This is a genomic window from Streptomyces sp. DH37 (assembly GCF_029813835.1).
GTDB lineage: Bacteria > Actinomycetota > Actinomycetes > Streptomycetales > Streptomycetaceae > Streptomyces.
In genome coordinates this window covers 1-23264 of sequence record NZ_JARVKV010000063.1, presented here as the reverse complement: position 1 = coordinate 23264, position 23264 = coordinate 1, and the positions used below count along the sequence as shown (strand labels likewise).

The 23264-nt window shown below is 75.0% G+C and carries 22 protein-coding genes and 1 pseudogene; 11 read left to right on the top strand and 12 right to left on the bottom strand.

Annotation, left to right across the window (positions count from 1 at the left end):
* The first annotated feature begins 106 nt into the window (after nucleotides 1-106).
* Nucleotides 107-1099, top strand: coding sequence for a YafY family protein (locus QC029_RS24700; protein ID WP_279557985.1), 993 nt, complete (start codon nucleotides 107-109; stop codon nucleotides 1097-1099).
* 25 nt (nucleotides 1100-1124) lie between these two features.
* Here QC029_RS24700 and QC029_RS24695 read toward each other — a convergent pair whose 3' ends face one another.
* The 6 genes from QC029_RS24695 to QC029_RS24670 are packed head-to-tail and all read right to left on the bottom strand — an operon-like array spanning nucleotide 1125 to nucleotide 4228.
* Complete coding sequence (locus tag QC029_RS24695) at nucleotides 1125-1769, bottom strand: hypothetical protein (RefSeq protein ID WP_279557984.1); 645 nt, start codon at nucleotides 1767-1769, stop codon at nucleotides 1125-1127.
* Nucleotides 1762-2415, bottom strand: a complete 654-nt coding sequence (locus tag QC029_RS24690; RefSeq protein WP_279557983.1) for a hypothetical protein — start codon at nucleotides 2413-2415, stop codon at nucleotides 1762-1764. The genes QC029_RS24695 and QC029_RS24690 overlap by 8 nt, the downstream gene beginning before the upstream one ends.
* Before the next feature lies 1 nt (nucleotide 2416).
* Nucleotides 2417-2674 (bottom strand): gas vesicle protein GvpG, encoded by a 258-nt coding sequence (locus QC029_RS24685; RefSeq protein WP_279557982.1) that lies wholly within the window; start codon nucleotides 2672-2674, stop codon nucleotides 2417-2419.
* 10 nt (nucleotides 2675-2684) lie between these two features.
* On the bottom strand, nucleotides 2685-3452 hold the full coding sequence (locus tag QC029_RS24680; protein WP_279557981.1) for a GvpL/GvpF family gas vesicle protein: 768 nt from the start codon (nucleotides 3450-3452) through the stop codon (nucleotides 2685-2687).
* Nucleotides 3449-3874, bottom strand: coding sequence for a gas vesicle structural protein GvpA (locus QC029_RS24675; RefSeq protein ID WP_279557980.1), 426 nt, complete (start codon nucleotides 3872-3874; stop codon nucleotides 3449-3451). The genes QC029_RS24680 and QC029_RS24675 overlap by 4 nt, the downstream gene beginning before the upstream one ends.
* Before the next feature lie 33 nt (nucleotides 3875-3907).
* Nucleotides 3908-4228: a gas vesicle protein gene (locus QC029_RS24670; RefSeq protein ID WP_279557979.1), complete on the bottom strand. Its 321-nt coding sequence runs from the start codon at nucleotides 4226-4228 to the stop codon at nucleotides 3908-3910.
* Nucleotides 4229-4552: 324 nt separating this feature from the next.
* Between QC029_RS24670 and QC029_RS24665 the strand changes: the two genes are divergently transcribed.
* The gene (locus QC029_RS24665; protein ID WP_279557978.1) at nucleotides 4553-4768 is read left to right on the top strand and encodes an I78 family peptidase inhibitor; all 216 of its coding nucleotides are present in this window, start codon (nucleotides 4553-4555) and stop codon (nucleotides 4766-4768) included.
* A gap of 158 nt (nucleotides 4769-4926) precedes the next feature.
* On the opposite strand, the gene QC029_RS24660 is transcribed toward QC029_RS24665, so the two are convergent.
* Together QC029_RS24660 and QC029_RS24655 are read right to left on the bottom strand one after the other, a co-directional pair.
* A complete protein-coding gene (locus QC029_RS24660; RefSeq protein WP_279557977.1) occupies nucleotides 4927-5946 on the bottom strand; it encodes a phosphatase PAP2 family protein in 1020 nt (339 codons plus the stop codon).
* 241 nt (nucleotides 5947-6187) lie between these two features.
* A complete protein-coding gene (locus QC029_RS24655; RefSeq protein ID WP_279557976.1) occupies nucleotides 6188-7507 on the bottom strand; it encodes a mannosyltransferase family protein in 1320 nt (439 codons plus the stop codon).
* Between the two features lie 200 nt (nucleotides 7508-7707).
* Here QC029_RS24655 and QC029_RS24650 point away from each other — a divergent pair, with 200 nt between their 5' ends.
* Nucleotides 7708-9492: an MFS transporter gene (locus QC029_RS24650; RefSeq protein ID WP_279557975.1), complete on the top strand. Its 1785-nt coding sequence runs from the start codon at nucleotides 7708-7710 to the stop codon at nucleotides 9490-9492.
* 41 nt (nucleotides 9493-9533) lie between these two features.
* A complete protein-coding gene (locus tag QC029_RS24645) occupies nucleotides 9534-10721 on the top strand; it encodes an acyl-CoA dehydrogenase family protein (RefSeq protein ID WP_279557974.1) in 1188 nt (395 codons plus the stop codon).
* A gap of 25 nt (nucleotides 10722-10746) precedes the next feature.
* On the opposite strand, the gene QC029_RS24640 is transcribed toward QC029_RS24645, so the two are convergent.
* Nucleotides 10747-11187, bottom strand: coding sequence for a cell division protein SepF (locus QC029_RS24640; RefSeq protein ID WP_279557973.1), 441 nt, complete (start codon nucleotides 11185-11187; stop codon nucleotides 10747-10749).
* A gap of 308 nt (nucleotides 11188-11495) precedes the next feature.
* Between QC029_RS24640 and QC029_RS24635 the strand changes: the two genes are divergently transcribed.
* The 3 genes from QC029_RS24635 to QC029_RS24625 all read left to right on the top strand — a co-directional run bounded on the left by QC029_RS24635 (nucleotide 11496) and on the right by QC029_RS24625 (nucleotide 15172).
* Nucleotides 11496-12716 (top strand): DUF5685 family protein, encoded by a 1221-nt coding sequence (locus QC029_RS24635; RefSeq protein WP_279557972.1) that lies wholly within the window; start codon nucleotides 11496-11498, stop codon nucleotides 12714-12716.
* 220 nt (nucleotides 12717-12936) lie between these two features.
* Nucleotides 12937-13833: a S1 family peptidase gene (locus tag QC029_RS24630; protein WP_279557971.1), complete on the top strand. Its 897-nt coding sequence runs from the start codon at nucleotides 12937-12939 to the stop codon at nucleotides 13831-13833.
* A 268-nt stretch (nucleotides 13834-14101) separates the two neighbouring features.
* Nucleotides 14102-15172 (top strand): S1 family peptidase, encoded by a 1071-nt coding sequence (locus QC029_RS24625; RefSeq protein WP_279558001.1) that lies wholly within the window; start codon nucleotides 14102-14104, stop codon nucleotides 15170-15172.
* A 218-nt stretch (nucleotides 15173-15390) separates the two neighbouring features.
* Here QC029_RS24625 and QC029_RS24620 read toward each other — a convergent pair whose 3' ends face one another.
* Both QC029_RS24620 and QC029_RS24615 read right to left on the bottom strand, forming a co-directional pair.
* Nucleotides 15391-16419 carry an aspartate-semialdehyde dehydrogenase gene (locus QC029_RS24620; RefSeq protein ID WP_279557970.1) on the bottom strand — a complete coding sequence of 343 codons (1029 nt, stop codon included), beginning with the start codon at nucleotides 16417-16419 and terminating at the stop codon, nucleotides 15391-15393.
* A gap of 196 nt (nucleotides 16420-16615) precedes the next feature.
* Nucleotides 16616-17515 carry an alpha/beta hydrolase gene (locus QC029_RS24615; protein WP_279557969.1) on the bottom strand — a complete coding sequence of 300 codons (900 nt, stop codon included), beginning with the start codon at nucleotides 17513-17515 and terminating at the stop codon, nucleotides 16616-16618.
* Nucleotides 17516-17816: 301 nt separating this feature from the next.
* On the opposite strand from QC029_RS24615, the gene QC029_RS24610 reads away from it, so the two are divergent.
* From QC029_RS24610 to QC029_RS24600, 3 genes are all read left to right on the top strand, one after another.
* Nucleotides 17817-18998, top strand: a complete 1182-nt coding sequence (locus QC029_RS24610) for an acyl-CoA dehydrogenase family protein (protein ID WP_279558000.1) — start codon at nucleotides 17817-17819, stop codon at nucleotides 18996-18998.
* A complete protein-coding gene (locus QC029_RS24605; RefSeq protein ID WP_279557968.1) occupies nucleotides 18995-20128 on the top strand; it encodes an acyl-CoA dehydrogenase family protein in 1134 nt (377 codons plus the stop codon). Before QC029_RS24610 ends, QC029_RS24605 begins: the two co-directional genes overlap by 4 nt.
* A 197-nt stretch (nucleotides 20129-20325) precedes the next feature.
* Entirely contained in the window at nucleotides 20326-21219 is an 894-nt protein-coding gene (locus QC029_RS24600) for a triacylglycerol lipase (protein WP_279557967.1), read from the top strand.
* 138 nt (nucleotides 21220-21357) lie between these two features.
* Here QC029_RS24600 and QC029_RS24595 read toward each other — a convergent pair whose 3' ends face one another.
* Nucleotides 21358-22449, bottom strand: coding sequence for a lytic polysaccharide monooxygenase (locus QC029_RS24595; protein WP_279557966.1), 1092 nt, complete (start codon nucleotides 22447-22449; stop codon nucleotides 21358-21360).
* Nucleotides 22450-22712: 263 nt separating this feature from the next.
* Between QC029_RS24595 and QC029_RS24590 the strand changes: the two are divergent.
* Nucleotides 22713-23210 (top strand): annotated as a pseudogene (locus QC029_RS24590) (NUDIX domain-containing protein); the annotation flags it as partial.
* Nucleotides 23211-23264 lie beyond the last annotated feature (54 nt).

The following is a 23264-nucleotide window of genomic DNA, read 5'->3' as shown; positions in this document are numbered from 1 at the left end:
CGGGACCCGCCGTACCGGCGCGGGCCCCGCGGGCGCGGCACGGGTACCGGCCGCCCGCGCGGATCGAGGACAGCGGCTGTCCGCAGGGGGTGGCAGACTCGCCCGCATGAGGGAGACATCGGCACGACTGCTGCGCCTGCTGTCGCTGCTCCAGGCCCATCGCGAGTGGTCGGGCGCCGAACTGGCCGACCGTCTGCGGGTGACCTCGCGGACCGTGCGCCGCGACGTCGACCGGCTGCGGACGCTGGGCTACCCCGTCCACTCCACCACCGGAACCGCAGGCGGCTACCGGCTCGGCGCCGGCGCCGAGCTGCCGCCCCTGCTCCTGGACGACGAGGAGGCGGTGGCCGTCGCCGTCGGGCTGCGCACGGCCGCGGACAACGCGGTGCAGGGGATGGGGGAGGCCTCGGCGCGCGCCCTGGCGAAGCTGGAGCAGGTGCTGCCGCATCGGCTGCGCCGCCGGGTGAGCGCCCTCAGCGCCTTCACCGACCCGCTCGGCGGCCGCCGCGGTCCGGCCGTCGACGTGGACACCATCACCGAACTGGTGAACGCCTGCCGCGACCGGTACCGGCTGCGCTTCTCCTACCGGGGCCACGACGGCTCCGACTCGTGCCGCACCGTCGAGCCGTACCGGCTGGTGTGCAGCAGCCACCGCTGGTACCTGGTGGGCTGGGACGCCGGCCGCGCCGACTGGCGCACGTTCCGCGTCGACCGCCTCACCCTCACCCCGCCGCACGGAGCCCGTTTCACCCCCCGGGAGCCGCCCGCCGAGGACTGGGCCGCCTATGTCTCCGAGGGCGTCTCCACGGGGGCGTACTCCCAGCGCGCGACCGTGCTGCTGCACGTGCCGGCCGACCGGGCCGCCGAGCGGATCGCGCCGACGGTCGGCGTCCTGGAGCCGGTCGACGAGCACACCTGCGTGCTGCGCACCGGCGCCCGGTCCCTGGACGAGATGGCCGTCCACATCCTGATGCTGGGCTTCGACTTCGAGGTGCGCGAGCCCGCCGGGCTGGGCGACCGCGTCCGCGAGCTGGCGGACCGCCTCGGCCGGGCGGCGGAGGCGTGGCGGGCGGACGGGGAGGCCGGGGGGAGGGGCTGAGGCCCGGGGGAGGCGGGCCGTACGGTCACCGCGCGCGGTCCGCCTCGTACGCGTACTCGTCCTCGCCGGCCGGGTCCCCGGGCTCCTCCCGGCCGCCGGCGTCCGTGCCGCCGTGGTCGACCTCGACGCGCATGATCACCGAACGCTGGAAGTCCGCGAGGTCCAGGCGCGTGCGGCGGGCCTGGACGTGCCAGAGGTTCCCGGCCCTCTCCAGCAGGCCGCCGGGACGGTACTCCAGGACGACCAGCACCCGGGTCAGGTTCTCGGCCAGCCCGTGGAAGGTGGCCACGCCCCGGGCCGTGCCCCTGGCGTCCCGCGCGGACCAGGCGACGAGGTCGTCCCGGATCCGGTCGGTGACCCGGATCCTCCGGCCGCGCGCGGGCCACAGGATCCTCGCGCGGCCCGGTCCTCCGTCGCCGTCGGCCTCCAGGAACTCCAGCCACTGGTCGTACGCCTCGCGCACCGGTACGCCGACGTCGGCGGACTCGCCGACCGCCACGGGCCGGTGCGCGCCGCCGGCGCGGGCTCCGGCCTCGCCCAGCCCGCGGGCGGCGGCGCGCAGCAGGCGCCGGACCCGCACCGGGACCCGGCCGCCGGCCGCCTCCTGGAGACGGCCGACGGCCGGGACGCCGATGGCGGCCCTCAGCCGGCCACCGGTGCCGTCAGCCACGGTCGGAGCCTCCCGTGCGCTTGGCGGCGCCGGTCGTCTTCCCGCCGCTTCCGGCCGACTTCTTCGCCGTACCCGCCGCCTTCTTGGCGGTTCCGGCCGACTTCCGGGGTGCGGAGGCCGTCTTCTTGGCGGCCCCCCGCGCCGCGGCCTTCTTCGCCGGGGCGCGCCGGGCGGCGGTGCCCCCGCTCTTTCCGGACGCCCGGGAGCCCCTGGTGCCCGTGCTCTTCCCGCCGGAGCCGTCCGAACTCTGCGTCTTCTTCCGCGAGGCCGAACCGGAGGATCCCGCGGCGCCCTTGCCGCCGGTCCCGTCCGTCTCCTCCGGCTCGTCCGCCCCGTCGGCGCCGCCGTTCTTCCACGGCACCCTGCCGAGCTGTCCCCGTACGCCGCCGGTCAGCGACTCCAGGCGCTCGGTGGGCAGTACGCCGCCGGCGGCCCTGCCGACCTCCCTGACGTTGTTCCGCAGCCGGCCGGTGACCTCGGCGAGCTGGGGGGTCTTCTCCTTGAACTGTTCACCGAGCTGGCCGGGTTTCAGCCCGAGCCGCCTGACCAGCAGTGCCCCGCCCACTCCGAGGGGCAGTCTGATCCTGCTGCGGCCCACCGCGTAACCCGTGGCAAAGGCCAGTGCCAGTGCCGACCGGTTCGTCATCTCAGTAGTCTCCTTGGTCGCGCCGTCTCTGCTCCTGCACGGCTTCCAGCCGGTCGAGCAGCTCGTCCTCCCGGCGGTCGAACTCCTCCTCGTCGATCAAGCCCTCGTCCAACTGCTCGGACAGCGCGTGGAGTTCGCGCTGGATCGCCGACGGGTCGTAGTACTGCCGCTCCGCCTCGGCCACCACCTGCCGCAGCACCCAGCCGGCGCCGTGGAACGGCGCCGCGGGCAGCTTCAGGATCCCGCCGATCAGCCCCACGCCGGCTCACTCACTCCGCGGGCGAGGACACGGCCCGGGCGGACCGCCCGGCCTCGTCCGGCCGGCCGACGAAGCTGTACGGCGGCAGCGGGCCCGTCGCGCGGATGTCCAGGTGGGGGTTGCCGCGGCCCAGCTCCTCGACGGCGGCGGTGAACTCCTCCGACGCCTCGCGGCCGAGCAGGAAGGAGAGGTTCGCCAGCCAGCCGGAGCCCTCCGGACCCGGCACGCACCGCTCCGCCAGGGGGGCCAGCGTCTCCTCGATCAGCCGGGCGTCCAGCGCCTCGCGCTCGCGCACGGCGCCGGCCACCAGCTCGCCCAGCCGCAGCTTGTCCTCGTGCGAGCCGCCGCCGGCGGCCCGGTTGCGCTCCGCCAGGCTCCGCGCCTCGGTGTCCTCCGAGAGCACCAGGCGCAGCACCTCCTCCTCGCGGTGCACGGCCTTCACGTTGTACTCGGACCGGCCGTCCAGCTCCTCCAACTGCCGCGCGTAGTGCGCGGCGTGCTCGGAGAGGACCCCGCGCACGGTCCCCTCGTCCTCGGAGAGGCTGCCGAAGCGCAGCGGCAGGACCGGGCCCTTGGCGCCGACCTCGGTCAGCACCTGCTGGTGGGCCAGGAGATCGCGCCTCTTGGGGCGCAGGGCGTCCGGGCAGTCGCTGATGATCGCGGCGAGGTCCCCCTCGCGGACGATCCGGACCTCGCGCGGCGGCTGGCCGACCCCGGGTGCCTTCTCGGGCAGCGCGGGGTGGTCCGAGCGCGCGATCCCGTAGACGTAGACGCTCACTCCGTCTCCTCCTTGCGACGGGCGGAGGAGCGGCGCCTGCGGGACTCCGGCTCCTCGTCATCGGAGCGTCCCTGGCGGAAGGCGTCGGATATGCTCTCGGCGGCACCGGCCAGGGCGCCCTTGGTCTTGCTGCTGGCGCCGCTCTCGGTGGCGTTCTCCAGCACCTCGGGCAGTCCGGGCGACTTCCTGGGCCCGGACTCCAGGTCGAGGCGGTTGCACGCCTCGGCGAATCGCAGATACGTGTCGACGCTCGCGACCACGACGCGTACGTCGATCTTCAGGATTTCGATGCCGACCAGCGAGACGCGGACGAACGCGTCGATCACCAGTCCGCGGTCCAGGATGAGTTCCAGGACGTCGTAGAGGCCGCTGCTGCCGCCTCCACCTCCGGTGGACCGCTGTGCGGGAACTGCCGTAGTCATGTACGGAGCCACTCCTCTCGGGTGTCGCAGCTCTCAGCCGCGGCGGGAAGGATCCGCCCGGCCGCGCTCGTAGCGGCGGACGCGGCGGTAGCCGGTGAGATGGCCGTCCTCGTCGAGGGTCACCTCGTACGAGGCCATCAGGCTCATCGTGTCCGGAACCCGCTCGAGTTCCAGGACCTCCACCTCCAGTGCCCAGCCGTCCCCGGTCCGCTCGAACCGGGAGACGCTCTCGGCGCGCAGCCCCGTGAGGTCGGTGAACTCCGACCGGGCCGTGCGCAGCGCTTCGCCGAGCGGGAGCGGACGGCGGGTGTCCTCCGTCGCGTGCTTGCTGTCGTCGTTCGTCTTCTCTGTCATGAGGCTCCTCTCACCCTCGGATACCGCGAGAGGATTTCCGTAAACATGCCTGTTGCGAAGGAGAATTGAAGGGTTTTCGAGAATCGGTGTCCGGTGTTCCCCGCGTGCGCGCGGACCGTTTTTCCAGCGCTTTCCTGTGATTGCCAGCTGTTTCCGGCCGTGCGGAGGGGAATTCCGGCGGACGGAATCCGGTGCGCCGCGGACGGCCCGCGCGGGCGGTGCGGGCGGCGGCGGACACGCTGCGGAGCGTTGTGACACAAGCGTGACGGCGCCATGATCCGGCCGGAACTTCCGGCTGCCCGGCCGACACCGTACGGTGCTGGCATGGCACCGGTACCCACGAACCCGCGCACGCCGGACGACGACCCCGAGACCTACGTCGGACTCGACGCCTCCGCCGCCGAACAGCAGGCCCGCGACCGCGGCTGGACCACCGTCAGGTCCCTTCCGCCGGACGCGGTCATCACCATGGAGTACCTGTCGGGGCGGCTGAACTTCACCGTGGAGGACGGCACCGTGGTCCGCTGCTGGAAGGGCTGACCGCGTACGACGGCCCCCGCCGCCCTCGTGGAGGGCGGCGGGGGCCGTGCCGTGCGGGGGAGCCGTGCGGGGGCCGTGCGGGAAGGGGGAGAGTGGTGCGTACCGTCCGCCCCCCCGGCGCGCCGGAACGGCGCTACGGCATCCTCACTTCCGCGGCGTCACTTCCGCGGTCCCAGCGGCGCGGTCCGCGACACCGTGCGCTCGCCGTACGGCCGGCGGCTGCCGCCGGGGGTGGCGGGGGAGCGGTCCGGGCGGACCGAGTGCTGCCGCGCGTGGGCGGGGTGGTGGGAGCGGGGATCGGCCGCGCGGCCCGGCCGGTCGGCGGGGAGCGGGGCGGACAGGGACGGTTCGGACCGGCCGGACCGGCGCGCCTCCACCCTGCCGAGCCGCGCGGCCGGCGAGGTGCGCGCCCCGGCGGGCCACAGGCGCCCCGGCAGGGACGCGGCCCCCTCCCGGAGCCGGTACCAGCGGCTGAGCAGATAGGCCTCGACACGGGTGACCAGCGGCTCGAACCAGGGCAGGGCCAGCAGGATGAGCAGTCCCGCGGCCCAGCCCAGGAGCACGTCGCTGACCCAGTGGGTGCCGATGTAGACGGTGGTGGCGCCGACGCCGAGCGCGAAGACCGCCGCGACGACCGACAGCCAGCGCCTCGCCCGCGGCGTGGTGGCCAGGTAGGCCAGGATGCCCCAGGTGACCACGGCGTTCGCCGTGTGGCCGGAGGGGAATATATCGCCGCTGAGGAACATCTCGTTCGCGCCGATGCGGTTCGCGTAGTGCGGGCCCTCGCGTCCCATGCCGAGCTTGGCCGCCCCCACGGTCAGGTTCAGCAGCAGCAGGGAGGTGCCCAGGGCCAGCAGCGGGCGCAGGGTCCGCTGCCGCCAGGAGCGCCAGCCGAGCCAGGCGGCGACCAGGACCGCGGTGGGGCCGCGCTGGCCGAGCACCACGAAGTAGTCGAGGAAGGCGTGGAGCTCCGGCCACTGCTTGTACGGGCGGAAGAGCATGACCTGCCAGTCCAGCCGGACCAGCCGGGAGGTGGTCAGCACCGCCGCCACGATGGTCGCGTAGAGGCCCAGCGTGGTGAAGAAGAGCGTCTTGCGGGTGCCGCTCATCCCCGGCGGGGGAGTGAGCGGCCTCGCTGGCTCCTGTTCCAGGCGGGCGAAGATCCGGTCGGTACGCACTCCAACGAGATTACAGGCGGTGACGGGCGGCACCGAACCGGCCACCTGCTTCGTAATGCCTATGTGATGTGCAACGGTCTTCCGCGCGTACTCGAGGAGGCCGTTCTCGCACGTCCGGGAGAAGTCGGCGGATTTTCCGACCGGCGCGTCCCCGGCCGCTATCGAGGTGGCTCTGCGTGTTCTTTTCCCCAAAAGACGGGCGCAGTCCACCGGGCATTAACCGGCGTACCGCCGGGCGCGGTCAGGGCGGTCCGGAGCCGTGCAGCCACACCGCCCCGTACACCGCCGAGCCGAGCGCGGCCGCGGCCAGGACCGCCGCCGAGACGGCCGTGCGCCACCGCGCCAGGACGGCCGCGGCCGGCAGCAGCAGGGGGAAGGCGGGCATCAGGAGCCGGGGCTTGGACCCGAAGTAGCCCTTGGCGCACAGCGCGAGCAGCACGACCGTCCCCGCGTACGCCAGCAGCGGCAGCGGCTGCCCCCGGCGTACGCACAGCACGTACAGCCAGACCACCAGCGCCACCCCGGCGAGCAGTCCCACGCCGCCGGCCACCGAGCCGGTGAGGTGCTCCCCGATGAAGGCGGCGAAGGCCAGGCCGCCGTCGAAGCCGTTGCCCCACTGCCCCTGCACCTCCAGGTAGCCGGTGGGGCTGCCGGTCCGCAGGCCCACCCAGCCCACGTAGCCGAGCCAGCCGAGCGGGGCGAGGGCCGCCCCGGCCACCACGCGCGGCGCCGGCCGCCGCTCCCGCCGGAGCCGCTCGGCCGCGGTGAGCCACACCGCCGCGACCACCGCCGCACCCACCGGGCGGGTCAGCCCGGCGAACGCGGCCAGCGTGCCCGCCCACACCCACCGGCCGGTCAGCACGGCGTACACGGCCCAGGCGGCCAGCGCCGTGAACAGCGACTCGCTGTAGGCCATCGACTGCACGATCCCGACGGGCAGGGCCCCCCAGAGCACGGCCAGCGTGACGCCCGCCCGTCTGCCGTGGAGGCGGTCGCCGATCGCGAACAGGGCGGCCGCGGCGCACAGCGAGGAGACGGCGCTGACGAACAGCCCGGCGTCGGGCGCGCCCAGCGGGGTGAGGGCGGACACCCCCCGCTCCAGGGCGGGCAGCAGTGGGAAGAAGGCGAGGTCGGGATGGGCCCCGCCGTCCGGCAGACGGGCGGTGTAGCCGTAGCCGTCCTCCGCTATGCGGGCGTACCACAGCGAGTCCCAGCGGGCCGACAGCAGCGTGTGCGCGCTCCCGCCCTCCGCCGCGGCCCACGCGGCCAGCACCAGCAGGCCCAGCGCCCGCACCCCGGCGTAGGCCAGCAGCGCGGGCGCCGCGTACCGGACCGCCTCGCGGACGGAACGGCCCCGGCTCCCGGACCGGCCGCCCCCGGGGCCGGCTCCCGGGGGACCGGGCTGGTGCCCGACGGCCGGCAGCGGGGCCCGGGGCAGGGCGGTGGGCAGGGCGCCAGGCAGGGCAGTGGACGGGACCCCGGGCAGGGCCGTGGGCAGGGCGGTGGACGGGGCGGGTCCCCGCGGCGCGGGCAAGGGGGGCACGGTGTCACTCGCGGGCATGAACGGGGAGGGTATCGGTCCGGGGAGAAGCGGCGGGGCGGATCCCGAGCCGGTGTCAACGTGAGGTGAGCCACGCGACCGCGCGGAGGACTCGCGTACGCTGGCGCACTACTCGTCCCTCCCCACCGGGCCGGACGCTGCCCCGGCGTCCCGGCATTCCCCACGGCGGCGGTGGCGCGAGCGCAACAGGAGGTGCGTACATGTCCGGGACGACCACGGCCGGAGCCACCAGGGCGGCGGACGTCCCCCGGCAGGGACCGCGACGGACGGGAACGGCCGGACGGCAGCGGCGGCCGGCCGGAACGGGCGGTGGCCCCGCCCGGGGCGGCGGCGCGAGCCGCTGGACCGTGCTCGTCGTCCTGTGCGTCAGCCTGTTCCTGGTGGCCGTCGACGCGACCGTGCTGCACGTCGCCGTCCCCGCCGTCTCCGAGGCGCTGCGGCCCGGCGCCATCGAGCTGCTGTGGATCGTCGACGCCTACCCGCTCGTCTGCGCCTCCCTGCTGATCCTCTTCGGCACCCTCGGGGACCGGGTGGGGCGGCGCAGGGTGCTGCTGGGGGGATACGCCATCTTCGGCGTCGCCTCAGCGCTGGCGGCGTACGCGCACACGCCGGGGACGCTGATCGCGGCGCGCGCCCTGCTGGGCGTCGGCGGCGCGATGATCATGCCGGCCACCCTGTCGATCCTGCGCGAGGTCTTCCCCGACCGCCGCGAGCGGGCGCTGGCCATCGGCGTGTGGAGCGCCGTCGCCGCGGTCGGCGCCGCCGTCGGGCCGCTGGTCGGCGGCTTTCTGCTGGAGCACTTCTGGTGGGGCTCGGTCTTCCTGGTCAACATCCCGCTGATGCTGCTGTGCATCCCGGCCGGGTGGCGGCTGCTGCCGGAGTCCACCGGCGACCGCGACGGCCCCTGGGACGCGGTCGGCGCCCTCGTGGCCGCCACCGGGCTGTGCGCCCTCATCCTGGGCGTGAAGCGGGCGGGCGGCGGCGAGGTCCTGCACGCCGGGACGCTGGGGCCGCTGGTGCTGGGAGCGGCGCTGCTCGCGCTCTTCGTACGCCGCCAGCTCCGCCGCCGGCATCCCCTGGTGGACTGCGCCACCCTGGCCCGGCCCGCCTTCGGCACGGCCGTGGCCTGCATCGTGCTGACCGTGCTGGCGCTGGTGGGCCTGGCGCTGATCGCCGCCCAGTACCTCCAGCTGGTCCTCGGCCTCACCCCCCTGGAGACCGGGCTGCGGCTGCTGCCGCTCAGCCTCGCCGCGATCGCCGCCGGGCTGGCCGGCTCCCGGATGCTGCGCCGCCTGGGGCCGCGCGCCATGGTGTCCCTGGGCTTCCTGCTCACCGCCGCCGCCGTGCTGTCGCTGACCGGCGTCGGCCTGCGGGACGAGCCCGTCCTCCTGGTCGGCGGCTTCGTCGCGCTGGGCTTCGGGCTGGAGACGACGCTGTTCGGCGCCTACGAGTCGATGCTCAGCGAGGCCCCGGCCCGGCACGCGGGCGGCGCCGCCGCGATCGGCGAGACCGCGTACCAGCTCGGCGCGGGGATGGGCATCGCGATCCTGGGCACCGTCATGAACGCCGCCTACGCCCCCGGGGTGCGGCGGGCGCCGGGCGTGCCGGAGGAGGCCGGGCGCGACGCCGCCCACTCGCTGGGGGAGGCGTACGAGGTCGCCGAGCGGCTCGGGGGACCGGCCGGCGAGGCGCTGCGCACGGCGGCGCGGGAGTCCTTCGTCCACGGGCTGCAGATGACGCTGCTGGTCAGCGCCGGGCTGCTGCTGCTCGGCGCGCTGGCCGCGCTGCGGCTGCCGCGCGCGGTGGAGGCCACGGTGCGGGACGGGGCGCGGGACGGGGCGCGTGCCGTGGAGCCGGGCGAGGAGACCGGAAAGGGGCCGGACGGGAAGCCGGGCCGGGACGGCGCGGACGCCCCCGCGCCCCCCGCCGAGCTGCCCGGACAGCAGGGCGGCCCCCTCTTGTCCACCGGGGTTACCCGGCCGTAACGTCGGGCGCGACCCTCGAGGAACCCCAGCCGGAGGCCACCGTGTCCAGCTCCGCCCCGCCCCCGTTCGACCCCGCCGACCCGCTCGGCCTGGACGACCTGCTCGAGCCCGAGGACCTGGCGGTGCGCGACACCGTCCGCTCCTGGGCCGCCGACCGGGTGCTGCCGCACGTCGCCGAGTGGTACGAGCGCGGCGAGCTGCCCGGCATCCGGGAGCTGGCCCGCGAGCTCGGCTCGATCGGCGCCCTGGGCATGTCGCTCCAGGGCTACGGCTGCGCGGGGGCGTCCGCCGTCCAGTACGGGCTGGCCTGCCTGGAACTGGAGGCCGCCGACTCCGGCATCCGCTCGCTGGTCTCGGTGCAGGGCTCGCTGGCGATGTACGCCATCCACCGCTACGGCTCGGAGGAGCAGAAGCGGCAGTGGCTGCCGCGCATGGCCTCCGGCGAGGCCATCGGCTGCTTCGGCCTCACCGAGCCCGACCACGGCTCCGACCCGGCCGGGATGCGCACCCACGCCAAGCGCGACGGGGGCGACTGGGTGCTGACCGGCCGCAAGATGTGGATCACCAACGGCTCGGTGGCCTCGGTCGCCGTCGTCTGGGCCCGTACCGACGAGGGCGTGCGCGGCTTCGTCGTCCCCACCGACGCCCCGGGCTTCTCCGCGCCCGAGATCAGGCACAAGTGGTCCCTGCGCGCCTCGGTCACCAGCGAGCTGGTCCTGGACGGCGTACGGCTGCCCGCCGACGCGGTGCTGCCGGGCGTCACCGGCCTGCGCGGCCCGCTGAGCTGCCTCAACCACGCCCGCTACGGCATCGTCTGGGGCGCGATGGGCGCGGCCCGCTCCTGCTTCGAGACGGCCCTCGCGTACGCGCGCACCCGGGAGCAGTTCGGCCGGCCGATCGGCGGCTTCCAGCTCACCCAGGCCAAGCTCGCCGACATGGCGCTGGAACTGCACAAGGGCGTCCTGCTCGCCCACCACCTGGGACGGCGGATGGACGCGGGGCGGCTGCGCGCGGAGCAGGTCAGCTTCGGCAAGCTCAACAACGTGCGCGAGGCGATCGAGATCTGCCGCACCGCCCGCACGATCCTCGGCGCCAACGGGATCTCCCTGGAGTACCCGGTGATGCGGCACGCCACGAACCTGGAGTCGGTGCTGACCTACGAGGGCACGGTGGAGATGCACCAGCTGGTGCTGGGCAAGGCGCTCACCGGCATCGACGCGTTCCGGTGAGCGCCCGGCCGGGCGCGGCCGGGCCTCAGCTCTGGTTGAAGAAGCCGTCGGGGCTGCGGCGCTCCTCGCCGCTGATCACCTGGTAGTCGGGAGGGGTCAGCAGGAAGACGCGGGTGGCCACGCGCTCGATCGAGCCGCGCAGCCCGAAGGTCAGGCCGGCGGCGAAGTCGACGACCCGCTTGGCGTCGGCGGGCTCCATGGCCGTGAGGTTCACGATCACCGGGACGCCCTCGCGGAAGAGCTCGCCGATGCCGCGGGCGTCCCGGAAGCCGTCGGGGGTGACCGTCGCGATCCGGGTGCCCTGCCCCTGGGCGGTCTCGGCGGTCACGCGCACGCGCGGGTCGGTGACCCAGGTCTCACGGACGTCCTCGGACTCGGAACCCTCGGCGTACTCGTCGTCGTAGTAACGCATCTCGCTGTCGTCGACGAGGCCCAGCCAGGCACTCGCCTTGCGCACCGATCCCATGGACGCCTCCTCTCACATGCACGGTCCACCGTGTCTGGCAGCGCCTCCGCCGCGGGGCCCGCACCCCTATCGTCGTCCATGATGCTGACAACGCGCCAAACAGTTACCCGTTCCGCACGGGATTCGTGACGGTTCTGGTGCACAGGAGGCGCGTGGCGCGCCCCCGGCGCGAGGGCCGGGGGCGTGCGCGGGCGGTGACGCGGCGCGGAACCGGGCGGTCCCGCCGGACGGGTGGTCACCAAGGGCATACGGGTGAAGTGCCCGGTATCGTGACGGACACTCATGCGTCAGGGGTAACGGGGGGAAACTTGTTCGGCATCGTCAGGCCGTGCCGTCACCGGTTGAACGGGGAACTGCTGGCCGCCTGGACGGCGCACCTGTGCGGGCTCTGCCTCGCGCTGCGCCGGGACCACGGCCAGTTCGCGCGCGTGGTCACCAACTACGACGGACTCGTCGTCTCCGTGCTGACCGAGGCGCAGACGCCGCGCCCGGCCGGCGGCTCCGGCGGCCTGCGGCGCACCGCCGGACCGTGCCCGCTGCGCGGGATGCGCACCGCCTCCGTGGCCCGCGGCGAGGGCGCCCGGCTGGCCGCGGCGGTCTCCCTGGTGCTGGCCTCGGCCAAGGTGCGCGACCACGTCGCCGACGGGGACGGCGCGATGGCGCGCCGCCCGGTGGCGGCGGCGGCCCGCAGGGTCGCGGCCGGTTGGGACCGGGCGGGGGCGCGCACCGGTGCGGAACTGGGCTTCGACACCGCGGTGCTGACCGAGGCCGTCGGACGGCAGCCGCTGGTGGAGGCCGCGACGGGGCCGGGCGGTTCGCTGCTCGCGGTCACCGAGCCGACCGAGACGGCCACCGCCGCGGCCTTCGCCCACACCGCGGTGCTGGCCGGGCGGCCCGGCAACGCGGCGCCGCTGGCCGAGGCCGGCCGGCTCTTCGGCCGGCTGGCGCACCTGCTGGACGCCGTGGAGGACCTGGCCGCCGACGAGGAGGCGGGCGCCTGGAACCCGATAGCCGTCACCGGCACGCCCCTGGCGGAGGTGCGCCGGCTGTGCGACGACGCCGCGCACGGCGTACGGCTGGCGCTGCGGGACGTGGAGTTCGGGGACGAGGGGGGCGCCGCGCTGGTGCGCGTACTGCTCGGCCACGAGCTGCGGCACGCGGTGGACCGGGCCTTCGCGGCGGCGCGCGTCAGCCCGCCGCACCCCGGACGTCCGGGGCATCCCGGTCTCCCCGGTCATCCCGGACACCCCGGCCCGCCCTTTCCCGGCCCGCCGCGGCGCCGGGGGCTGCTGGCGGGCTGCGCGGTGTGGACGGGGCTGTTCTGCACCGGTCAGATTTGCTGCCGCGAGGAGTACGAGGGCCCCTGGTCGAGGCGCAGACGCGAGGGGCTGTGCCGTTCCATCGACTGCTCCGGGTGCTGCGACTGCTGCAGTTGCTGTGGTGACTGCTGCAAGTGCTGCAACAGCTCCGGCGGTTCGGGGAGTTCCGGCGGCTCCGGCGGCGGGTGCAACTGCAACTGCGACTGCTGAGGCCGCCGCTGACGTCCGCTCATGTCCGCTATACGGGGCGGCCGGTGCGCTGAGCGATGCAACTTGGCGCAACGGCCCCCTTGCGCGCGCAGAACGAACGTGTGAATACTCCGTCCCGGTGTTTGTCAGGGACGCGTCGCACAGCGGGTCCCTGCCCTCGCCTCTGCGCCCGCGCCCCCATCGCGGGTTCCCCCCATATCCTTCACAGGAGGAACAGCCAGTGAGGACCCAGCGCACCTCCCCCCACGGTGCTTCCGCCAGACGAGGCCGCATCCGTCTTCTCGCCGCGGCCTCCGCCGTCGTCGCCGCGGCCGCCATGGCCCTGCCGACCTCGGCGAGCGCCGCCCCCACGCCCTCGCCCGCGGCCCAGGTCGCGATGGCGGACAAGGCGATGAAGACCGCGGACGTCGCGGGTACCGCCTGGTACACCGACAAGGCGACCAACACCCTGGTCGTCACGGTGGACAGCACCGTCAGCCAGGCCGAGATAGCCAAGATCAAGAGGACCGCCGGCGCGGGCGCGGACGCGATCCGCGTCGAGCGCACCCCCGGCACGTTCAACAAGCTGATCTCCGGCGGCGACGCCATCTACAGCGGCGGCGGACGCTGCTCGCTGGGCTTCAACGTCCGCAACAGCAGCGGGGCGGACTACTTCCTGACCGCCGGCCACTGCACCCAGGGCACCTCCACCTGGACCAACGGCTCCACCACCCTCGGTTCGACCGCCGGGACCAGCTTCCCCGGGAACGACTACGGCATCGTCCGCTACACCAGCTCCGTCAGCCGCCCCGGCACGGTCGGCAGCCAGGACATCACCCGGGCCGCCAACCCGTCCGTGGGCCAGACCGTCTACCGCCGCGGCAGCACCACCGGCACCCACAGCGGCCGCGTCACGGGCCTGAACGCCACCGTCAACTACGGCGGCGGCGACGTCGTCTACGGCATGATCCAGACCAACGTCTGCGCCGAGCCCGGCGACAGCGGCGGCCCGCTGTACTACGGCACCACCGCCTTCGGCCTCACCTCCGGCGGCAGCGGCAACTGCCGCACCGGCGGCACGACCTTCTTCCAGCCGGTCGTGGAGGCGCTGAACGCGTACGGCATGAACGTCCACTGATCCTCACCGCACCACGAGCCCCCGTCCGGCCGCGCCGGGCGGGGGCTCCGCCGTGTGCGCCGGGGCGGGCGCCGCGGGAGTGCGGGCCCGAGGTGCCGGACGGCGCCGTCGCGGGGATGATGGCCGACATCGAGTCCGTGACCCTCCGAAATCGAACGGACACTCTCGGTGTGTAGCTCCGTCGGTGGAGGAAAAGGATGACAGGGCCGGACATTCCTCCGGGGCCGCGCCCTCGCGGGCGGGTCCCACCCCCACGGGAGGCACAGTGTTGAAACACCGACGGACACTCACACGGCGCATCGCCATCGCGGGCGCGGGCGTGGCGGCGCTCCTCTCCGGCCCCCTCGCCCCGGCGAGCGCGGACACCCCGTCCCCCGCGCCCAGACCGCTCACCCCCGCCGCCGCGGGCGAACTGGCCTCGACCCTGGAGGGCGACCTCAAGAACGACATGGCGGGGGCCTACTACGACGCCGGGGCGCGCACGCTGGTGGTCAACGTCCTCAGCGCAACGGGGGCGGAGAAGGTCCGGCGGGCCGGCGCCGAGCCCCGGATCGTCCGGTACTCCCTCGCGCGGCTCGGCACCGTGCAGAAGGACCTCGCGGCCAAGAGCGTCCCCGGCACCGCGCGCGCCGTCGACCACCGGCTCAACAAGGTCGTCGTCACCGCGGACAGCACGGTGCGGGGCGACGCCCTGGCCGACCTGAGGAAGCGGGTCGCCGAGCGGGGCGACACGGCCGTCCTCAAGCGCTCGGAGGGGAGGTTCGCGCCCCTGGCGCTCGGCGGCGACGCGATCTGGCGCGGGGACGGCGCGCGCTGCTCGCTCGGCTTCAACGTCGTCCGGAACGGCATGCCGTACTTCCTGACCGCGGGCCACTGCGCCGAGCTCTTCAACGGCTGGTCCACGACCCGGTTCGGAAGGGTCACCGGCGTCACCGTGGCGAGCGACTTCCCCGGTGACGACCACGCCCTGGTGCAGTACACCGCCCGTACGGACCACCCGAGCCGGGTGAACCTGTACGACGGGTCCAGCCAGCCCATCGCCCGGGCGGCCGACCCCATCGTCGGCCAGGAGGTGCGGCGCAGCGGCAGCACCACGCGGGTCCGCGACGGCGAGGTCACGGCGCTGAACGTCTCCGTGACCTATCCGCAGGGCAGGGTCGACGGCCTGATCCAGACGACCGTCTGCGCCGAACCCGGCGACAGCGGCGGCCCGCTGTTCTCCGGCGACACCGGCCACGGCCTGACCTCCGGCGGCAGCGGCAACTGCTCCTCCGGCGGCACGACCTTCTACCAGCCGCTGACCGAGGCGCTGCGCGACTACGGCGCCCGGCTCGGCTGACCGTCCGGCCCCGGCCCGCCCGCCCCGGCGTGGGCGGGCCGGGGCGGGCGCGCACGGACCTCCGGAACCCTCACCCGCCTCCCCGCCCGGCGGCAGCGACGGCGGCAGCGACGGCGAGGCCCCGGCCCCGCGCGAGGCGGGACCGGGGCCGGGCGGTGCGTGAGGGGCCGCGTACCGGGCGACGCTGACCGGTACGTGTCCGGCGGCCCGCCGGGCGGCTAGCGGGACTCGGCCGCGACCAGCTCCGCGATCTGCACGGCGTTGAGCGCCGCGCCCTTGCGGAGGTTGTCACCGGAGCAGAACAGGGCCAGACCGTGCTCCACGGTCTCGTCCGGGCGGATCCGGCCCACGTAGGTCGGGTCCTGGCCGGCGGCCTGCTGCGGGGTGGGGATCTCGGAGAGGACCACGCCCGGAGCGCCCTCCAGCAGCTCCCGGGCGCGCTCGGCGCTGATCGGCCGCTCGAAGCGGGCGTTGATCTGGAGCGAGTGGCCGGTGAAGACCGGCACGCGCACACAGGTGCCCGAGACCTTCAGCTCCGGAATGCCGAGGATCTTGCGGCTCTCGTTGCGGAGCTTCTGCTCCTCGTCGGTCTCGCCCAGGCCGTCGTCGACGACGGAGCCCGCCATCGGCAGCACGTTGAAGGCGATGGGCCGCACGTACGCGGCGGGCTCGGGGAACTCGACCGCCGAGCCGTCGAAGGCCAGCCGGGCGGCGTCGCCCTCGACCGCCTTGCGGGTCTGCTCCTCCAGCTCGGCGACACCGGCCAGACCGCTGCCGGACACCGCCTGGTAGGTGGCGACGACCAGCGCGGTCAGCCCGGCCTCGGCGTGCAGCGGCCGCAGCACCGGCATCGCGGCCATGGTGGTGCAGTTCGGGTTGGCGATGATGCCCTTGGGGCGCTCGGCGACGGCCTGCGGGTTCACCTCGGAGACCACCAGCGGGACCTGGGGGTCCAGCCGCCAGGCGGAGGAGTTGTCGATGACCACGGCTCCGGCCGCGGCCACCTTCGGGGCCAGGGCCTTGGACGTGGCGCCGCCCGCGGAGAACAGCACGACGTCCAGCCCCGCGTAGTCCGCGGTGGCCGCGTCCTCGACGGTGACCTCGCCGTCCTTCCAGGGCAGCGTCCGTCCGGCCGAGCGAGCCGAGGCGAACAGCCGCAGCCGCTCCACCGGGAAGTCGCGCTCGGCCAGGATCTCGCGCATCACTGTGCCGACCTGGCCGGTGGCTCCGACGATGCCGATTCTCATGGGGCTCCTTCTGTCGTGCGTGTCCCGCTGCGTCAACCCTCTACCCTGCCTTGCCGGGCGCGCGGGCGCCAATCCCTTTGGCGCACGTCACACCCGGCAGGCGCGCGGGAGGGACGCCGGGACGCGCGGAGGCGGCGACCGCCGTCGGCGGCCGCCGCCTCGTGCCGGGGCCCGTGCGCGGCCCCGGGGGCCGGCGTCAGTGCGGGCAGTTGCCGCGGAACTCCTCGATGGCGAGGCTGGGCCGGGGGAGCGGGCACAGGAACTGCTCGTAGCGGGTGTCGTTGTCCACGAAGCGCTTCAGCCAGGAGATGCTGTACTTCGCGATCTCGGTGTTCGAGGTGTTCGGGGTGAAGTGGCTGGCGTTGTTGAGCTCCATGTACGCCCGGTCCGTGGAGGTCGGCAGGCTCTCGTAGAACGGCTCCGCGTGCGAGCTGACCGAGGCGATGCTGTCGCCGTCGGCGCCGACGATGAAGGTCGGGACGGTGATCTCGCGCCAGGTCTTGTCGAGGTTCCAGGGGGTGAGCGGGATCGCCGCCTTCAGGGACGGCCGGTCCTTGGCGGCCTCCAGGCTGCCGCCGCCGCCCATGGAGTGGCCCATGACCGCCAGCCGGCTGCTGTCGATGCGGCTCCGGACCGAGCTGCGCTGGGTGAGGTAGTCCAGCGCGGCCAGCAGCTGGTCGCCGCGGCTGGCGGGCTGGTCGTAGCGGCTGTTGGTGTCGATGGTGAAGACCACGAAGCCCTGCGAGGCCAGGCGGGGGCCGTACCAGGCCATGCTGGACTGGTCGGCGGTGTAGCCGGGGGAGATCGCGACCGCGCCGAAGGTGCCGTCGCTGGTGGTGGTCGGGTAGTAGATCGTCCCGCCGCCGAAGCCGGTCACGGACAGGGACGACACCCTGGCCTCGGAGACCGCGTAGGGGCCGCGGGTGGCCTCGATGCTCCGCTCGGTCGGGGCCGGGCCGCGCTCGTAGGGGTTCTCGGCCGCCTGCACGGCGGTGGACGCGGCGGCGTTCTGGGAGGACTGGGACGCCTGGGCGGTGGGCAGGGCGACGCCCACGCCGCCGAGGACCATCGCCAGCGCCACGCCCAGCTTGGTCACGCGGCGGGGGGTGCGCCCACGCCCTCTTCCGGCCGTGCTCGGGGTCGCTTCGTGCTGCTGCGGCTCCATGAGGGTTTTCTCCCGTTGTCTAGGGTTTTCCCGGGGGGTCGGACAGGCGTCATCGTGGAGTCGGAGCGGTGACTTCCGCATCGGTGAAATCACCGGCCCTTGACCGGGGTCCCGCCCGGGCGGCGGGGCGTGCCGTCCGGGGCATTGACGTACCGGTCGGTATGCCGTGAGTATAAGCAAGCGCTTAGTCGTGGCCCGCGAAGGAGATCCCGTGCCCCCTGCGAACGCCCCCGTGACCGATCCGGACGAACTGCGCCGCCGAACCCGGACGCTGCTCGCGGAGCACGATCCGGCCGTCACCGAACCGCTCGACTTCCTCCGCGCCCGCTACGACGCGGGGCTGGCCTGGGTGCACTTCCCCCACGGCCTCGGCGGGCTCGGCGCGCCCCGCGCGCTCCAGGCCGTCGTCGACGCCGAACTGGCCGCCGCCGGCGCCCCCGACAACGACCCCGGCCGCAACGGCATCGGCCTGGGCATGGCCGCGCCCACGATCCTGCGGTACGGCACCGAGGAGCAGAAGGAGCGCTTCCTGCGTCCGCTGTGGACCGGCGAGGAGGTGTGGTGCCAGCTGTTCAGCGAGCCGGGCGCCGGCTCCGACCTGGCGGCGCTGGCCACCCGCGCGGTGCGCGACGGCGACTCCTGGGTGGTCGACGGCCAGAAGGTGTGGACCTCCAGCGCGCACAACGCCCGCTGGGCCATCCTGATCGCCCGCACCGACCCGGGCCTTCCCAAGCACCGCGGCATCACCTACTTCGTCTGCGACATGACCGACCCCGGGGTCGACGTGAGGCCGCTGCGCCAGATCACCGGCGAGGCGGAGTTCAACGAGGTCTTCCTCACCGGCGTCCGCGTCCCCGACGCCCACCGCCTCGGCGAGGTGGGGGAGGGCTGGAAGGTCGCCCAGACCACCCTCAACAACGAGCGCGTCGCCATCGGCGGCCAGCGGATGCCGCGCGAGAGCGGCATGGTCGGCAAGGTCGCCGCCGCCTGGCGCGAGCGCCCCGAACTGCGCACCCACGGTCTCCACCAGCGGCTGCTGGCGGGCTGGGTCGGCGCGGAGGTCGCCCGGCTCACCGGCGAGCGGCTGCGCCAGCAGCTCACCGCCGGGCACCCCGGCCCCGAGGGCGCCGGGACGAAGCTCGCCTTCGCCCGCCTGGCGCAGGAGCTCAGCGGCCTGGAGGTCGAGCTGCTGGGCGAGGAGGGCCTGGCCTACGACGACTGGACCCTGCGCCGCCCGGAGGCGGTGGACTTCACCGGCCGGGAGGCGGGCTACCGCTATCTGCGCGCCAAGGGCAACTCCATCGAGGGCGGCACCTCGGAGATCCTGCGCAACATCATCGCCGAGCGGGTGCTGGGACTGCCCGCCGAGCCCCGCACCGACAAGGACGTCCCCTGGAAGGAGCTCGCCCGATGACGGACCTTCTCTACTCGGAGATCGAGGAGGAGCTGCGGGCGAGCGTCCGCGCGCTGCTCGCCGACCGCTGCCCGCCCGAGAGCGTCCTGGCCCGCTGCGAGACGGGCGAGCCGTACGACCGGGGGCTGTGGCGGACCCTCGCCCGCGACCTGGGCGCGGCCTCCCTCGCCGTCCCGGAGAAGGCGGGGGGCGCCGGCGCCTCGCTCCGCGAGGTCGCGGTGGTGCTGGAGGAGCTCGGCCGGGCGGCGGCGCCGACGCCGTACCTGGGCAGCACCGTCCTGGCCACCACCGCCCTGCTCGCCCTGGAGGACGCGGACGGCGGCGAGGCGGCGGATCTGCTCGCCTCCCTCGCCGCCGGCGAGCGCACCGCCGCGCCGGCGGTGCCGCTCTCCGCGGTGCCGGGGACGGGAGCCTTCCCCTCCGCCGTACGGGCCGACAGCGCGGGCACCCTGTCCGGCACGGTCACCTCGGTCGCGGACGCGGTGGCGGCCGACGTCCTGCTCGTACCGGCCGAGGGCCGGGACGGACCCGGGCTGTACGCGGTCGAGACGAGCGCCGCGGCCCTGTCCGTGGTGCCGCGCACCTCCCTCGACCTCACCCGGCCGCTGGCCGACGTGACCTTCGGCGGCACCGCCGCCCGGCGGCTGGCCGGGGCGGAGCGGGCCCCCGCCGCGCTGGAGCGCGCCCTGCTGACCGGCGCCGGACTGCTCGCCTCCGAGCAGCTCGGCATCGCCGAGTGGTGCCTGACCGCCACGGTCGGGCACCTCACGGAGCGGCGGCAGTTCGGGCGGCAGCTCGGTTCCTTCCAGGCGCTCAAGCACCGCCTCGCCGACCTCTGGCTGGAGGTGGTGGGCGCGCGGGCCGCCGCCCGGTACGCCGCCGACACCCTCGCCACCGGCGACCCGGACGCCCCGGTGGCCGTCGCGGTGGCCGCCTCCCACTGCGGCGAGCTGGCGGTGCGGGCGGCCGAGGAGTGCGTGCAGCTCCACGGCGGCATCGGCATGACCTGGGAGCACCCGGCGCACCTGTACCTCAAGCGCGCCAAGGCCGACCAGATCGCGCTGGGCACCCCGGACCGCCACCGCGCCGCGCTCGCCGCCCTGGTGGACCTGCCGGCGCCGGTGGGCTGACGCCGGGCCGGGGCCGGGGCCGGCAGGGCCGCGGGGGGCCGCACGAGGAGGCCGGGGGCGAGGGGACCGCCCCCGGCCTCCTCGCGCCCGGCCCCTCCGGTCGTCTCCGGCGGGGCGAAGTGCCGCGAGGGGGGTGGGCAGCTCGCCTACTCACCAGTACGTTGACATGGACATAGCAGACAGGGCGAGGAGGCCCCATGAAGCCGTCCCTGGAACGCGTACGAAGACTGCTCCCGGCGCTGGTGCTCGCGGCCACCGCCGCGCTCGTGCCCACGGCCGCCCAGGCCGCCACCCCCGCCGCAGCCCCCGCCTCCGCCGTCGCCGCGGCCGGCAGCAGCGGCTGGAACGACTACTCCTGCACCCCCTCCGCCCGGCACCCCCGCCCCGTGGTGCTGGTGCACGGCACCTTCGGCAACTCCGTCGACAACTGGCTCGGCCTGGCCCCCTACCTGGTCGCGCGCGGTTACTGCGTCTTCTCCCTCGACTACGGCCGGCTGCCGGGCGTGCCCCTCTTCCACGGCCTCGGCCCGGTCGACGCCTCGGCCCGGCAGCTGGCCGCGTACGTCGACGGGGTGCTGGAGGCGACCGGGGCGGCGGAGGTGGACATCGTCGGCCACTCCCAGGGCGGGATGATGCCCCGCCACTACCTGAAGTTCCTCGGCGGAGCCGGCAAGGTGAACGCCCTGGTCGGCATCGCCCCGAGCAACCACGGCACCGATCTGCACGGCCTGACCCGGCTGCTGGACCACTTCCCCGGCGCCGAGGACCTGCTCGGCACCCACACCCCCGCCCTGCGGGACCAGATCGCCGGCTCCGACTTCCTCCGGAGGCTCAACGAGGGCGGCGACACCGTGCCCGGCGTGGCGTACACCGTGATCGCGACCCGGTACGACCAGGTCGTCACGCCCTGGCGCACGCAGTTCCTCGACGGGCCGAACGTCCGCAACATCCTGCTCCAGGACGTGTGCGCGGTCGACCTCTCCGAGCACCTGGCCGTCGCGCTGTCCGACCGGCTGACCTTCCACCTGACGGCCAACGCCCTCGACCCGGCCAACGCCCGGCCGGTGAACTGCCTGTCCTACTTCTCCTGAGCGCCTTCTCCCGAGCGCCTTCTTCCGGGCGCTTCCCCCGAGGTGCTTCTCCCGTGCGTACCCGCCGCGTCCGGACGCGCGGCGCCGCCGTCGCCCCGGACGGGGTGAGGGCGACGGCGGCGCGGCCGGGGGCGCCGGTCAGGCGCGGTGGCGGCGGCTCGGGGAGCGGCGGCGCGCGGTCGCCAGCAGCACCGCCCCGCCCAGGGCGACGGCGGCGGTGCCGCCGAGGGCGACGGCGGTGGTGCCCTCGTCGCCGCCGGTGTCGGCGAGGCCTATGGGCTGCTCGCCGGCCGGGGCGGTGCCCCCGCCGGCGGCGGGCCTTCCGGCGCCCTCGGGCGCCTCGGCGTCGCCGGGGAGCGGGGCGGCGGCCCCGGCCGGCCCGGTGGTCCGCCCGGCGGCCGGCGCGGAGGCCCCGGAACCGGACTCGCCTGACTCGCCGGGCCCGCCGGTCCCGGCGGGCCCGTGTCCGTCACCGTGTTCCTCACCGTGCCCGTCGCCGCCGTGCCCGCCGTGGCTCACGGTGGACTTCCCGGCGCCCTCCTCCAGCTGCTCCTCGGTCGGGGCGGCGGGAGCCGTGCCGCCGCCGCTCCCGGAACCGCCGAAGGTGACGTCCGAGCAGGTGTAGAACGCCTCGGGGCTGTCCGAGCGCTGCCAGACGCCGTGGACCAGGTGGCGGCCGGACCGCTGGGGCACCGTCCCGGAGAAGACGTAGGAACCGTCCCGGAGCACGGGGTCGGTGACCTTCGCGAACGGCTCCGGCTCCAGGTCCGACCACGTCAGCGGCCGGGTCGGGTCGTAGCCCTCCCTGGTGATGTACAGCTCGAACGAGCCCCTGTGCGGCGCGGTCGCCCGGTACCGGAAGGTGCGCTCCCCGGCGCTCACGGGGGTGGCGGGCCAGTCGGCGCGCGGCAGGTCCAGGCCCCTGTACTTGTCGCGGCCCGTGCTGCACAGCTTCCCGTCCGGAATGATCTCCCGGTGCCGTCCGGCGGCGTCGCCGATGTTGACCTCGTTCCAGTCGTACAGCGGCTGGGTCCCGCCGACGGCGACGAGCGCCCTGCACGCCGCCGACCTCGGGCTCTCCGGACCTTCCGCGTGGCAGGCCGCCACCCTGCCGACCGGGTCGGTCAGGGAGCCGTGGGCGGCGGCGGGGCCGGCGGCCAGCGCGGTCAGCGCGAGCGGCGCGGCCCCGGCGGCGGCGAGGGCGGCGGCGGTCCTGCGGCGAACGGTCATCGTGGGGTTCTCCTTCGGCCACGGGGGCGGGGATGCGCGGGGAGGCGGGGCCGCTCCCCCGCGAACGGGCCCCGGCTACCGGCACGCTAACCACGGTGACCAGGCGATTCCCCGCTCCGCGGCCCGCCGGGCCGATCCTTATGGCGGTGTTGAGCCGGAGTTGAGCGCCCCCACAGGAACGCCCCGCCGCGGGGCGCCGCTGTCAGCGGCCGGTGCGATGATCGCGCCCCATGAGGAGCATGAGGAGACCGTGGAGCAGAAGGCGGCACAGCGAGGTCGTCGACGTCCATCTCGTCCTGCGGCGCGGCGGCGAGGTGCTGCTCGCGCGCCGGGCCGGCACCGGTTACGCGGACGGACTGCTGAACGCGCCGTCCGGCCACGCCGAGGACGGCGAGGACGTGCGGGAGGCGATGATCCGGGAGGCGCACGAGGAGCTCGGGCTGCGGCTCGCGCCCGGGGACGTGAAGGTCGCCCTCGTGATGCAGCACCGCTCCCCGACGGGGGATCCCCGGATGGGGTGGTTCTTCGAGGCGTGGGCGGGGGAGGGGCGCGAGCCGGTCAACGCCGAGCCCGACAAGTGCTCGCAGCTCGACTGGTTCCCGCTGGACGCGCTGCCCGACGACATGGTCGCCTACTGCCGGGCCGGGCTGGAGGCGTACCGGGCGGGCCACCGCTTCGCGCTGCACTGGCACCGGCCGGGGGACTCCATCGCGTACGATCCGGCCGCTCCCGACCGGGTCGTGGTGCTGCCGGCCACCTGACGCCCTGTCTCTTATACACAACTGACGCTGCCGACGACAGCGAGTGTGTAGAGC